This window comes from Yersinia sp. 1252 StPb PI (genome assembly GCF_048593885.1).
In the GTDB taxonomy this organism is placed as follows: Bacteria; Pseudomonadota; Gammaproteobacteria; order Enterobacterales; family Enterobacteriaceae; genus Yersinia; species Yersinia enterocolitica_E.
Genome location: NZ_JAZGQE010000132.1, coordinates 1 through 13,811 on the forward strand (window position 1 = coordinate 1; position 13,811 = coordinate 13,811).

Below are 13,811 nucleotides of genomic sequence, written 5' to 3' on the forward strand. Positions count from 1 at the left end.
GTTTTTAGCCTTTATTTAATTAAACATTTTGAGGGAATGAGACTCCTAGCCTATCAGTGTTCCGCCAGAGTGTGGACCGTTGTTTGCGGTGTTCCCCTTAACAGGACAGAACCAAAATAAACTTCTCTTAAAAAACCACATTCATGGAGAATAGATGATGAAAGAAGAAAAATTTGCCAAAGGCGACATTCCAGACGGTTTGTATAAAATTATTAATGATAGCGGAAAGGTACTAGAAGCTATTAATGGGAACGCTGTTTGGGTAGAATGGAGTGCTCAAAAATCTCAAATATGGGATATTAGATATTTTGGTCCAAACTGGGATGGATCCCAGGGGTATTTAATCTCTCCAAGCAATGATTTAAAAAGCGTTTTGTTCTGGGATAGAGATAATGGTTCGCAGGTTGGTATAAATGTCAATTCTACGAAAAACACTTATACTCGTTTATGGCAAACCACTAGAAGTGGAAATAATGGCGCTTTTACTTTAAAAAATGGACACTCCCCTTGGCCATCTTTACAGGTAAGCGGAAATGGCGTAATAGTTGGAAACGGTTCAGGTAGCTCATTTCTCTTTGATTCAAATCTTAAACCGCCAGAAAAAAGCGGATGGTCATATATAGTTACCTCTGATCCTCAGTATCCCTGGACGGACAAGACCGATAATGGTGAATTGGAAAGTGAAAATATTAAAAGAGCGCGTTCAGAATTGTTAATTCTGACACAATATTTAGATATTAACGATTATAATAGCAATATTTCTACAGATAGTTTTGTTACTATTAATGGTGATATCACTGCCTATGGCCATGATTATCAATGGGAAAAAATGTATGATTTTCTTATGCCTATTTTAAATAGACCATTTTATTTTGGGTTAGGTAATCATGATATTCAAAACAATCAGGGAGATTGCTTTTTAGATTCATGTTTTAGAAATTCGTTAAAGTATATGAGAATGCAGGTAGCTAGGAATAAGATTACTCGACATGACGTGGCGGCGGTGGCTAGCCAAAACTACGCATTAGAATTGCCAGGTAATCTTTTTGTACTTCAGCTAAACAACGACCCAACTATGCATTATATAAGCGAAGGTTTTTTGGAAGGATCTGCTGCAGGAGTTACACCAAATATTAACTGGATTGAAAATCAGTTGAAATATGCAAGACTCCAAGGGTATAATATTATTGTAAATGTCCACAAACCCAATAATTGGGTTAGAGGGCCTAGTGAACACTTGAAAGATATATTCAAAAAATATGGCGTTAGGGTTATTTTTGCAGGCCACTATCATAAGGTAATTGGCGAATTTGATGCAAAACTATACTTTGGTGATATTCCAGTATATCTTTCTGGGAGTGCATCGCAACAAACGTATATAATTACTGAGTATAATGAAAAAAACATGAATATATTTTCAGTTAGAAATAATGACTGGAAAAGAAAAGTAAAAATCGCATCCATATTACTTAATCCAATGGCTCTGTCGCATTAGCATAGGCAAGTTAGCAAAATCTGTGCTGCCGGTTTGTTAGGCAGCCAACAAATAAAATGGTTCCTCCGGTGATAAACGCTCTCCGGAGGGAGGTTGTGTCGCATTAAGGGGCAGTCCGGTAACATAGGGGTTTGAGGGCCATTGATGTAAAAAACCACGCTAAGAGCTTTCAGATTGCGGATATTTCCCGATATACCCACTTCTTATGATCCACATTACACATTGACCCAATTCCATTGGTGATTGGCTGGCAGGCTACTCACCCTGCCATGACAGCGCTCCTTATACTGGCATAGTCACAGGTTGCTGGCTCATCTGGATGAATAAAATCACCCGATTGAACTCTATCAGGCCTCATAACTCACTTTGTTTTCTGCTCGTTAGGACGCTTTCTCAGACAGTAAGGAAGTCAGAGTCTGACACTCACTATAAGCTGATTTCAGTATCTTCAGGAGCTTCACAATAATGTTAAATATGCATCGGCAAGTCCTGATACTTGCGGGTTCTCAGGCCCTCTTTCAGTCAATATCGGTTCTGATAATGACCATCGGTGGGTTGGCCGGCGCGCTATTAACGCCCAATCCCTCGTTGATCACCGTTCCGCTCTCAATGGCGAGTCTCGGAACGGTGTTAGTCATGTTTCCTGCTTCTTTATGGATGAGCCGGATAGGTAGAAAAACAGGCTTCATCACCGGCGCTCTGTGTGGAATGGTTGCGGCAGTCATTTCCATGGTCGCAATGTTCCATCATTCATTCATGCTGCTGTGTCTCGGGATGTTCTTTCTGGGGATCTTTCAGGCTTTTGCGCAGTTTTATCGCTTTGCGGCGGGAGAAGTGGCACTCCCGGCATTTCGTACTAAAGCTATTTCGCTGGTACTGGCCGGCGGCGTCGTAGCAGCCCTGTTAGGCCCGTTTCTGGCCAGTCTCGGCAGTGTATTGTTCAGTGTGCCGTATGTAGGCTCATTCCTCTTTATGGGCATAATGGCCTCGCTGGGCCTGTTGTTATTGGCACGTTTGCAGATACCGGCCCAGCCCGGTGAACCTTCCGGGCAAGTGCCGGCAAGGCCGTGGAAAAAAGTGGTTTCTCAGCCTGCGTATCTTGTCGCCCTTTTTTCCGGCGCATCCGGATTTGGAATAATGGTTCTGGGCCTGACGGCAACGCCCATCGCAATGAAGCATTACGGTTTTGACTTGTCACAAATCGCCGTCGTGATCCAACTCCACATACTGGGCCGTTTCGTACCGTCGTTTTTCACGGGAAAACTGATCGACCGGTTCGGTGTCATTAAAATTAAGCTGACGGGCGTTCTTCTCATGCTTGCCTACATTGCTCTTGCTGTTTCGGGTGTCACGTGGGGGATATTTGCCATTGCATTAGTCCTGATGGGGATAGGGTGGAATTTTCTCTACATCGGCGGAACCAGCCTGCTGGCAACGACTTACACCACGGGTGAGAGGGGGATTGCACAGGCGGCAAATGACATGAGCGTCTTTCTCTTTAGCCTTCTTTGTTCTCTGGGGGCTGGCCCGCTGCTCAATGCTTATGGTTGGAAAACCATGCATCTTCTTTTGCTGCCTTGGGTGCTCTGCCTTGCGGTGCCACTGCTTTGGCTGGCTTTACGTAAAAAACGTCGTGAGATATCAGAGGATGAGGTCACTTTACCGTTGCCGTAGGGCGAAATACCTGAACTCATGAGGAAATACACAGGCAAAAAAGATTTTATTATTGACCCGATCGCATCGAACTTTGACTTTACGCCCCATCACGGGAGTGATTGTTTAGCTGCTATTTTTTAGGTGACTCTGTGACCCTTTCGACAAATAAAACCCAAGGACTGAACATGAAAAATGCACTGATCGTTATCGATATCCAGAATGATTATTTCCCAGGCGGATCCTTTCCACTTGAAGCGCCTGAAATAGCCTGTAAAGGCGCAGTTAACGCGATTGAAAAAGCGCGTGAGGAAGGCTGGTTGATCGTCGGTATTCAGCATATCGCAACAGCCGATGCACCATTCTTCAAGCCTGACAGTGAGGGTGCGAAAATTCATCAGGATGTTGTCGCTGCGCTGGGCGATGCGCCGGTTCTCATTAAGAAAGAGGCCGACAGCTTCTTCGAAACCCCTCTTGAGCAACTGCTGCGTGACAACGGCATTACTGATATTTATCTTACCGGCATGATGACGCAGCACTGTGTCACGCATACGGCGCTTTCCCCGCAGGGGCTGGGGATGAAGATGCACATTATTGCTGAAGGGTGCGCTGCTCCAACCAAAGCGCTGAGCGACCTTGCCCTGTTTGGACTGAGTGCGCGCTGCAGCGTAAAATAACCCTCTGGTTTGTAAAAGTTGCAGGTCTATATATGGGCTGTGTTGTTACCCGATAACACAGCCCTCTCTTTGATAACTTCCCTGGCTTTATCGTGGCCACTACGGTGTACGATCGTTTACTCACATAAACATCTGCTTAATTTATTGAGGAAAAAATGCTCATCGCCTTATACAGCCTGCTGCCTATTTTCCTGGCCTTTGCAGGCGGACTTAACCTGAAAAAAGTCGTTAAAAATAGTCACCCTTCCTTCTTTGATAAAATCTCAATGCTGTCTCTGTATTTGCTTCTGTTGTTTATGGGGGCCACGGTTGGCGGGATCCCTGATATTAAGGAGCAACTCGCCGTCGCGGGCTTTAATGCTCTGATCATTGCGTCAGGTACATCGGTGGTCACCTTTATGACCCTGGTCGCTGTGGACAAGCTGAGTGGAGAAAAACGGCCTCCCCGTACTGCTTCACACCTGCAGAACAGTCGTTCAGATCTGCTGTCAATTTTTCTTCCCACGCTCACTCAGATAATCACGGCGGCGGCCGGCTTTGTACTAGGGTTCAACGGGTTGATGCTCGACTTGGACGCAGACCGCATTATCTCTTTGCTTCTGTATCTGTTGATATTTTCCGTTGCGGTAAAATTATCGTATTCGAATATCAGTATAAAACGCGTGCTGTTAAACAAAGCCAACCTGTGGCTGACGTTGGTCACGATATTGTCATCCTTTATGGGGGCCGCGCTGGCATCATTGTTTATCAACGTGCCGCTCCATGAGGTTCTGGCGATCGGATCCGGGTTTGGCTGGTATACCCTTTCTGGAACGCTGTTCACCAAAATGGGCAATCCTCTGTTAGGAACAGTGGCTTTCTTGAGCGATCTGTTTCGCGGGATATCTGCGCTGATGCTCATTCCGCTGATTTCGCGGTTCGGTTACAGCAACGCCGCCATCGCTATATCCGGTTCGACGGCTCTTGATGTGACGTTGCCAGTTATTGAAAAATACTGTGGTGCGGCTTATGTCCCTCTTGCTGTTCTGATGGGAGGGATCACGACGCTGGTTGTTCCCTTTTTGATCCCTTTTTTCTATTACCTTTGAACAACCCATTTAACAGAGGAAATAATGCCAGTACAAAACTGAGCCACAGCGATTGACCTGATTCCATCGACTAATGACCTGTGAGCATGTCACGGCCTCTCCCTTCCTCCTCTTATAGTAAAGCCACTCACAGCCACCCAGCCTGATTACGCCTAACGCAGTGGCTGAGCCTCAAAATCTAATGAATCACTGGAGCAATCAATGAAATTAACGCAAATCCGCAATGCCACTCTCGTGCTGCAATATGCCGGTAAAAAATTCCTTATCGACCCAATGCTGGCAGAAAAGGAAGCCTGGGATGGTTTTGCCGGGAATGCTCGCCCGCACCTGCGTAATCCCATGGTTGCCTTGCCTGTGCCTGTAGAAGATTTACTGGCTGTTGATGCCGTTATCCTGACCCACACTCATACCGATCACTGGGACGAAACAGCGCAGCAGACTGTTCCCAAAGACATGCTTATTTATACGCAGGATGAGAGCGACGCGGCGCTAATCCGTTCTCAGGGCTTTCTTAACGTCCGCGCTCTGAAAGATGAAAATCATTTTGTTGACGGACTGACGATTTATAAAACTGACGGCCAGCACGGCAGTAACGAACTGTACGCCGATGCCCAATGGGGTGATTTACTGGGTGACGCATGCGGGCTGGTCTTCACGCATCATGATGAAAAAACGCTTTATATCGCCGGTGACACCGTCTGGGTTAAGCCTTATGTAAAAAGCCTGCAGCGCTTCAAGCCGGAGATTGTGGTACTCAATACCGGCTATGCGGTCAACGACCTGTACGGTCCGATCATCATGGGCAAAGAGGACACGTTGCGTACGCTTAAAATGTTGCCGACTGCGACCATCGTGGCCTCTCACATGGAATCAATCAACCATTGCCTTCTCACCCGTGCAGAGTTACGCGAGTTCTCCCTTGAACACGGCATTGAAGATAAAGTCCTTATTCCTGCAGACGGTGAGACAATGGCTTTCTGATAAACTACTTAGGCTGATTCAGGGGAAGAGTGCCATTCCAAAAGGTCACCTGTTATCCTCTGGTCAGTCAAAATCAGCAATTTTTCCGCCGGTTATCCGGTGGTTATCCTTTACGGTAAGGTTAACATTATGTCTGCACTGACTGTCGCCGTGATTGCCACTGCCGGATTCAGCCCGTTTCACTTTTCAGTACCCTGTATTATTTTCGGACAGTCTATGCCGCAGCCGGATTTATTCAGCGTGGAAATCTGTACTGAAGAACGGGGCGTCGTCCTGTCAGATATGGGGCTGTCAATCAACGTGGAACATGGCCTTGAGCTACTTGACGTCGCAGACATTATTATCGTGCCTTACTGGAATCATCCGGAAGAGCGACCTTCTCAGGCGTTACTTGATAAGCTGATAAGCGCATGGCAGCGCGGCGCAGAAGTGGTTGGGCTTTGTCTCGGTGCATACGTGCTGGCCTATTCCGGTTTGCTGGATCAGCACCGGGCCGCAACACACTGGGAGTTCGAACAGGACTTCGTTGAACGATTTCCCGCGGTTCGTCTGGACAGCAACTCGCTGTATACCAGCGATGAACGCCTTATTACCTCTGCCGGCACCGCCGCCGGCATTGACTGCTGCCTGAATATTATCCGGGATCATTACGGTTCGGCGGTTGCTAACCGGGTTGCAAGAAGAATGGTTGTTCCCCCTTATCGGGAGGGTGGTCAGGCCCAGTTTATTGAACGTCCGGTCCCGGTATCAACGCGGGATAACAGAATGAACGAACTGATTGAATATCTGCGGCGCAACCTTGATAAGCCGCACGATCTCGACTCGCTGGCAGGGTTTGTCAGCATGAGTAGGCGGACACTTACCCGTCATTTTTTTAAGGCAACCGGGACAACGCTGGGTGACTGGCTAAACGCTGAGCGTCTTCAGAGAAGCCAGGAACTGCTGGAAACTACGGACAGCAGTATTGAAAGCGTGTCTGACATGGCCGGGTTTCAGTCGCCGATCTCTTTCCGCCAGAGTTTTAAGGCGAAATTCAGCGTCAGTCCAAGCGAATGGCGCCGGGCATTCCGCGGTCCTGTGCCTGTTGATCACGAAAAGGCCTGAGCGGAAGCTAAGAAATCAGGATAGTTTTAAAAACTGGCAACCTGATACCGGAATAAAATTTTGTTACTGAAATGAATGAACTGGCTCATTCTTTAATGTCGATTTCAAAAGGATTCAGTGCTACTTTTTTCAAACGATAATAGGTTGCCCGCGAAATCCCCGTTTTGTTCATCACGGCTTCAGCCGTCATTTTTTGATGTATAAATTGCAGGGCAATCACAGATTTACTATGGGGTTTTCGCCCGAATTTAACGCCAGCAGCCATAGCTATCACTCGGCCATCATTGGTACGCTCAAGAATGCGTTCCCGTTCTGCCTCAGCCACGGCGGCCAGAATCTGTATCACCATTTTTCCTATAGTTCCTTCGGTACTGAGGCCGTTTTCCAGAAAACGTATGGCGATCCCCTTTTTATAGCAGGCATCCACAATGTGGATCATATCAGCGGTATTACGGCCCATACGGTCCATTTTGGTACAAAGGATGACGTCATCCTTTTCTGCCCGTGCCAGCAGCCGCTGCAACCCTTCGCGCGCGTCTGTGGCTCCCGACATCATGTCAGTAAAAATGCGATCGTCCCTGACCCCGGCAGATTTCAGCTCAGAAATTTGCANCGTCAGTTTCTGATGGCTGGTTGATACTCTCGCATATCCCAGTAATGCCATATTGGTCTCACAAATCGATATTGATACTGCGTAGTATCATAAAGCATAAAATACGATTTTTGATACTCATGTTTATACCCATTTAGATAGGTCTCAAAACTTATAATATCTGAGACTATCTAAAATAGGGCAGAAGACTATTTACGTAAGGATGCGCGATGAGTGATGATTTTCTGACCTGTGAGCAGACAGAAAACTATGGTCGCTATGTGGCCGAGCCAAATGAGGTTCAGTTAGCCCGGTATTTTCATCTGGATGAACGTGACCTCGCTTTTATCAACCTGCGACGTGGAGAGCATAATCGGCTGGGGATTGCTTTACAGCTGACGACCGCGCGCTTCCTGGGAACATTTCTTTCCAATCATCTTCAAATCCCCTCTATTATCCGTTTTTACATTGCTACGCAGCTGAACATCAGCCGACTGGAAATTCTTTCCCGTTATGCTGAGAGAGAAAATACCCGCTGGGAGCATCAGGGACTTATCAAGCTCCATTATGGTTATCATGATTTTGGTGATTTCCCCTGGACGTTCAGGCTTAAGCGTCTGCTCTACACCCGTGCCTGGCTCAGCAATGAGCGCCCTGGCCTGCTGTTTGATTTTGCCACCGCATGGTTGCTGCAAAATAAGATCCTGCTACCCGCCGCCTCAACGCTGACAAGGCTAATTGGCGAAATACGTGAACGGGCAAGTCGTCGATTGTGGCGGATGCTGGCTTTGTTGCCTGACAGCTGGCAGAAAGCACAACTGGACGGTTTACTTGAAATACCTGAGGGGCAGCGTATATCCGTGCTGGAGGAGATGCGAAAAGGTCCAGTCACTATCAGTGGACCGGTCTTTACAGATGCTCTTGAGCGATATACCCGACTGCGTAGCATGGAGTTTTCCCGGCTGAATTTCTCTGGTCTGCCGGCCATCCAGCTGCGCAATTTAGCCCGTTACGCCGGAATGGCTTCGGTAAAATACATAGCTAGAATGCCTGAAGAACGACGACTGGCCGTGCTTACTGCATTTGTGAAAGCGCAGGAAATTTCGGCGCTTGACGACGCCGTGGATGTGCTGGATATGCTGATACTGAATATCACGCGCTCAGCGAAAAGTATCGGCCAGAAAAAGCGGCTCAGGACCCTGAAGGATCTTGATCGTGCAGCACTATTACTGGCGCGGGCATGTACGCTATTACTTGATGAGAGCACCGATGAGGCAGCTCTACGGCAGGCTATTTTTCGCCGCATACCGAAGGACAAATTGGTTCAATCTGTCGGCAAGGTAAATGAGTTGGCACGCCCGCAGGATACTCATTTTCAGGATGAAATGGTGGAACAATATGGGCGGGTGAAGCGCTTTTTCTCCGCTATGTTGCGTGACTTACACTTTCAGGCTGCCCCGGCCGGGGAGCAAACGTTGTCAGCAATCAATTATATGACCGAACTGAGTGGCTCAAAAAAGCGAATTCTCGACGATGCACCAGAGCACATCATTTCCGGCCCATGGAAACGTCTGGTATACGACAGGGATGGCAGGATTCTACGCGCGGGTTACTCTTTGTGCCTTCTCGAGCGTCTTCAGGACTCTTTGCGCCGTCGTGATCTCTGGCTGGAGAACAGTGATCGATGGGGCGACCCACGTCAGAAATTGCTTCAGGGAGCTGAATGGCAGGCACAACGGATCCCGGTATGTCGGACATTGGGTCATTCATCAGACGGAACTAAAGCAGCAGAGCAACTGGCTACGCGACTTGATGACACATGGAAATCAGTGGCTTCACGTTTTGCCTGTAACAGTGCGGTCAGCATAAGCAATGAAGGTAAGCATCCCTCACTGACGATCAGCAGTCTGGATAAACTGGATGAGCCGCCGGCACTGATACAATTGAACCGTCGGGTAAGAGAACTAATCCCACCCGTTGATCTGACCGAACTGTTGCTTGAAATAGATGCCCGAACCGGTTTTTCCCGCGAATTCAGCCATGTCAGTGAATCAGGTGCCCGGGCGCAGGATCTCGACATCAGTCTGTGTGCAACACTGCTGGCTGAAGCCTGCAATATCGGGCATGAACCTCTGATAAAGCATAATATTCCCGCGCTTACTCGCCATCGTCTGAGCTGGGTTAAGCAAAATTATCTCAGGGCAGAAACGCTGGTCAGGGCTAATGCACGGCTGGTTGACTTTCAGTCCACGCTGCCGCTCGCGGGGTACTGGGGAGGTGGTGAAGTTGCCTCCGCAGATGGTATGCGTTTTGTCACACCGGTGAAAACGGTTAATTCCGGGCCAAACCGTAAATACTTTGGTTCAGGACGCGGTATCACCTGGTACAACTTCGTCTCCGATCAGTACTCCGGTTTCCATGGCATTGTCGTTCCCGGTACGCTTCGTGATTCCATCTTTGTACTGGAAGGGCTTCTGGAGCAGCAGACCGGGCTGAATCCGGTAGAGATTATGACGGACACGGCAGGATCCAGCGATATCATTTTTGGCCTGTTCTGGTTGCTGGGCTACCAGTTCTCGCCTCGTCTGGCCGATGCAGGCGGGACGATATTCTGGCGGGCAGATAAAACGGCACATTATGGTTCCCTGGATGAGCTGGCCCGGGGATGTGTTGATCTGTCGAAAATAGAATCCCAATGGGATGAAATGATGCGAATGGCGGGCTCACTAAAGCTTGAGGCCATCCATGCATCAGAGCTTATACGCTCACTGTTGAGAAGTAGCCGACCATCTGGTCTGGCTCAGGCGATTATGGAGGTGGGCCGGGTCAACAAGACTTTGTATCTTCTCAACTATATCGATGATGAGGATTACCGGCGCCGGATACTCACTCAGCTCAACCGGGGAGAAGGACGTCATGCCGTGGCTCGAGCCATTTGTTACGGACAACGAGGCGAGATCAGAAAACGCTACCGTGAAGGTCAGGAAGATCAACTAGGTGCTCTGGGCCTGGTGACCAATGCGGTTGTGCTGTGGAACACACTTTACATGCAGGAGGCGTTGTCACATCTTCGCAAATCGGGGGAGACTCCTGAGGAGGAGCATCTAGCAAGATTATCGCCGCTGATACATGGCCATATAAATATGCTGGGACATTATACGTTTTCGTTACCGGAAGATATTCTGAAGGGCGAACTAAGACCATTAAATTTCAACACAAACAAAGAATTAAACTCTTAGCGTGGTTTTTTACAGCATTGGACCTCAAACCCCAAAGATAGCGACGTTACTCATCGAGTTACGCGTTGAAAACAATACCAAATATGTCATAGGTAAATCGAAAGTCAGGACTGATATCGAAAATGAATGGAACTGGAGCTTTGATATGGAAAAGCCCGATCCAAAAGGCAACGACTATATCCTGCGAGTTCCTTATGAAACCGAACAAGAGCTGGATGAACTGGTTGATGAACTAAACCGTGATGCAGCCTATGCCGCTGAGATGCGATATTGTTATGTCGAGTTGGATGTGGTGCATCAGGAAACGGGGAAAATATGGAATTAACCACAGTATTCTTCACGCTATGGCGCTAAAATCCGTGTTATCAATGACTATGCTACTATTGGCCAATGAAAACGACACCCACACCGCACGATGCGCTTTTTAAACAATTTTTGACGCACCCAGAAACCGCTCGCGACTTTCTGGAAGTACACCTACCGCCAGCATTACGCCAGGCGTGCGACTTAAGCACCCTGCGACTGGAGTCCGGTTCATTTATCGAAGAAGATCTGCGTGCCTACTACTCCGACGTACTGTATTCCCTTAAAGCGGGGCAGGGTGACGGTTACATATACGCACTAATAGAACACCAAAGTTCCCCGGACAAGCATATGGGCTTTCGTATGATGCGATATGCTATCGCCGCCATGCAGCGGCACCTCGATGCCGGTAACGATAAACTACCCTTGGTTATTCCGATTTTATTCTATCATGGCCAGGTGACACCTTATCCTTACCCAATGAGCTGGCTGCAAGAATTCAGTGAACCGGAACTGGCGGAACAACTCTACAGTAATGATTTTCCGTTGGTTGACGTGACTGTCATTTCTGATGATGAAATCATGACACACCGGCGTATGGCCATCCTGGAATTGCTGCAAAAGCACGTTCGTCAGCGTGACCTTGCCGAGCTAATGGAACAACTGGTCACGTTGCTGCTTGCCGGTTACACTAATAATGAGCAGCTGACATCGCTGATGAATTACATGTTGCAGGTTGGCGACACGGCGGCGCCGGAAAACTTTATTCGGGAGCTGGCGCGCCGCTCACCACAGCACGAGGAGGTATTGATGACGATTGCACAAAAACTCGAACAAAAAGGGATCGAAAAAGGTCGCCAGGAAGGGCTACAAGAAGGACGTCAAGAAGGGCGTTTGGAAGGCGAACGGGATGCTGCACTGAAAATTGCCCGCTCCATGCTGGCCAGCGGCCTCGATCGCGACTCCGTTATGAAAATGACAGGTCTGACCGCTGACGATCTGGCACAAATCCGCCATTAATTATCCCAAATGACGGGCAGGGAAGACGTTGTTAGATAACATTGAACCGGACTCACCGGAAAATACCACTTTAGCGTTAAGCCACCTCGCCTTTTGTGCGTTGGTGGCGCTTGCCATAGCCCGTCAGGATGGCATGGCGAGAACGCCCTACGCAGATAATCTGTTTCTTATCCGCTGGCTGGCTACTGCACAAAAGCAAAAGCGGTTTCCAAAAAGTGTCGCTATCGACATTACCTGGTTACTCGAACGAGGCCGTAAATATGCCGCAGCAGGTAAACTACGCCACCATTTGGAATATTTGTGGCGCTCCTGTAGTGGCAATATGGCCGCCCAATCAGACCTGTTCCGACTCACCTACGCCACTGAGACACTGAAAGATCAAGGCTGGGACAATTATGTGATGGACAGTCGAGAATGGAAATCAGGAACTGTACCCACACCGTCTCAGGATAATGGCTTTTACGTCGAAAAATCCACGCTTAATGCCGCCTTTACCGCCGATGGTCGTCACCTGCACCCCGTCCCGTTTCGTATTATTGGTGACACAATGACATTTATTCAGGTTATGGCGGCGTATTCACTTCACGCACGGGTTATCAACAGTGCATTGGAGCACCATACCGTCGTATTGGAGCCGGTAGCGCATTCATCCTTACCCAGTCTGTAAAGAGGGAAAACCAATGAAAATGGTAGACTTTCGCCGTATGGCGGCAAAAATGGATCAACATTTGCAACAGCTGGACGTTCGTGGGATCAAAGAGCCACACCTGGTTATCAACCACATGATGGGCTATACCCCCGAACTTCAACAAATTTGGACCGGAACCACCGATAAAGAACTGATCGCATTAACGCAGGAATATCCGGGGTTTTACCGTTATGCACTCATAATGGAAACTGCATTTGAACAGGAGAGCCAAAAAGCTTCTTGGTCTTATGACGGTATGACTGAGTTATCTGACACGAATAAGAAAGTCATGGAGAAAATACTGACTACGGCCGCCACGCTGGAACGGGGCTATCTCTCTTATCAGGAAAACGACCTTGCGGTATTTGATGGGCAGGTAGCTCAACTGGATCTATCATTCAATTCATGGCGAGAAAGTGTGGAAAACTTCACTAAGATGCTAAATACCGATGAAAATATTACCCCCATGCAAAGAGACTATATTCATGCCGGGCTGACACGGATTATTGATCGTCTGATGGATTTTCAGGTAAGTATAGTGAGAGGCCGCTGATAGCGTTGGGAGCAGTGTAACTATCACGTAGAACACAGCATAGTCGTTACACTACTCTCCGAAATCAATATTTACCGTTAACGTAGACCTGCCAAATATCCAAAACCATAGCTTCAAGCTCAGAATAGAATTTAGCTCTAACAAACCCTGCAATGACACCAACTAGAAGCAATAAAATTATTGGATTTACAAAGCCTTTTACTAATTGCTCAGGTACTTCCATGCTATTAAATTGCATAATAAACCCAAGAATAATGTAAGTCCCAATAAGAAAAAAAGCTCCGTACATACCAATCTTTGCAATGAGATCTGAAAGCCAAAAAGACCAGTATTTTTTGGGTGAATTATTCTTTAACTCTTTCACAATCAGGGTATCAATTTTATTAGTAATAGAATGGAACTTTGTAAAAGGGAACAT

General features: G+C 47.7%; 13 protein-coding genes. 11 read left to right on the forward strand and 2 right to left on the reverse strand.

Annotated features, from left to right (window positions below; genetic code table 11):
* Positions 1–154 precede the first annotated feature (154 nt).
* From V2A85_RS16955 to V2A85_RS16980, 6 genes are all read left to right on the forward strand, one after another.
* Complete coding sequence (locus V2A85_RS16955; RefSeq protein ID WP_420071909.1) at positions 155–1,495, forward strand: metallophosphoesterase; 1,341 nt, start codon at positions 155–157, stop codon at positions 1,493–1,495.
* 465 nt (positions 1,496–1,960) lie between these two features.
* Complete coding sequence (locus tag V2A85_RS16960) at positions 1,961–3,169, forward strand: MFS transporter (protein ID WP_420071910.1); 1,209 nt, start codon at positions 1,961–1,963, stop codon at positions 3,167–3,169.
* Between the two features lie 167 nt (positions 3,170–3,336).
* On the forward strand, positions 3,337–3,825 hold the full coding sequence (locus V2A85_RS16965) for an isochorismatase family protein (RefSeq protein WP_420071911.1): 489 nt from the start codon (positions 3,337–3,339) through the stop codon (positions 3,823–3,825).
* 155 nt (positions 3,826–3,980) lie between these two features.
* The gene (locus V2A85_RS16970) at positions 3,981–4,913 is read left to right on the forward strand and encodes a lysine exporter LysO family protein (protein ID WP_420071912.1); all 933 of its coding nucleotides are present in this window, start codon (positions 3,981–3,983) and stop codon (positions 4,911–4,913) included.
* A 201-nt stretch (positions 4,914–5,114) separates the two neighbouring features.
* Positions 5,115–5,894 (forward strand): MBL fold metallo-hydrolase, encoded by a 780-nt coding sequence (locus V2A85_RS16975; RefSeq protein ID WP_420071913.1) that lies wholly within the window; start codon positions 5,115–5,117, stop codon positions 5,892–5,894.
* A gap of 129 nt (positions 5,895–6,023) precedes the next feature.
* The gene (locus V2A85_RS16980) at positions 6,024–6,998 is read left to right on the forward strand and encodes a GlxA family transcriptional regulator (RefSeq protein ID WP_420071914.1); all 975 of its coding nucleotides are present in this window, start codon (positions 6,024–6,026) and stop codon (positions 6,996–6,998) included.
* Positions 6,999–7,083: 85 nt separating this feature from the next.
* On the opposite strand, the gene V2A85_RS16985 is transcribed toward V2A85_RS16980, so the two are convergent.
* Positions 7,084–7,662, reverse strand: a complete 579-nt coding sequence (locus V2A85_RS16985; protein ID WP_420071915.1) for a recombinase family protein — start codon at positions 7,660–7,662, stop codon at positions 7,084–7,086.
* Between the two features lie 158 nt (positions 7,663–7,820).
* Between V2A85_RS16985 and V2A85_RS16990 the strand changes: the two genes are divergently transcribed.
* From V2A85_RS16990 to V2A85_RS17010, 5 genes are all read left to right on the forward strand, one after another.
* Complete coding sequence (locus V2A85_RS16990) at positions 7,821–10,829, forward strand: Tn3 family transposase (RefSeq protein ID WP_420071916.1); 3,009 nt, start codon at positions 7,821–7,823, stop codon at positions 10,827–10,829.
* Positions 10,830–10,974: 145 nt separating this feature from the next.
* Positions 10,975–11,154 carry a hypothetical protein gene (locus tag V2A85_RS16995; protein WP_420071917.1) on the forward strand — a complete coding sequence of 60 codons (180 nt, stop codon included), beginning with the start codon at positions 10,975–10,977 and terminating at the stop codon, positions 11,152–11,154.
* 65 nt (positions 11,155–11,219) lie between these two features.
* Complete coding sequence (locus tag V2A85_RS17000; protein ID WP_075339101.1) at positions 11,220–12,152, forward strand: Rpn family recombination-promoting nuclease/putative transposase; 933 nt, start codon at positions 11,220–11,222, stop codon at positions 12,150–12,152.
* A gap of 28 nt (positions 12,153–12,180) precedes the next feature.
* Positions 12,181–12,819 carry a DUF2913 family protein gene (locus V2A85_RS17005; RefSeq protein WP_420071918.1) on the forward strand — a complete coding sequence of 213 codons (639 nt, stop codon included), beginning with the start codon at positions 12,181–12,183 and terminating at the stop codon, positions 12,817–12,819.
* Between the two features lie 13 nt (positions 12,820–12,832).
* Positions 12,833–13,393 carry a transposase gene (locus tag V2A85_RS17010; protein WP_420071919.1) on the forward strand — a complete coding sequence of 187 codons (561 nt, stop codon included), beginning with the start codon at positions 12,833–12,835 and terminating at the stop codon, positions 13,391–13,393.
* A gap of 64 nt (positions 13,394–13,457) precedes the next feature.
* Here V2A85_RS17010 and V2A85_RS17015 read toward each other — a convergent pair.
* On the reverse strand, positions 13,458–13,811 hold a 354-nt coding region (locus V2A85_RS17015; RefSeq protein ID WP_420071920.1), incomplete at its 5' end, for a hypothetical protein.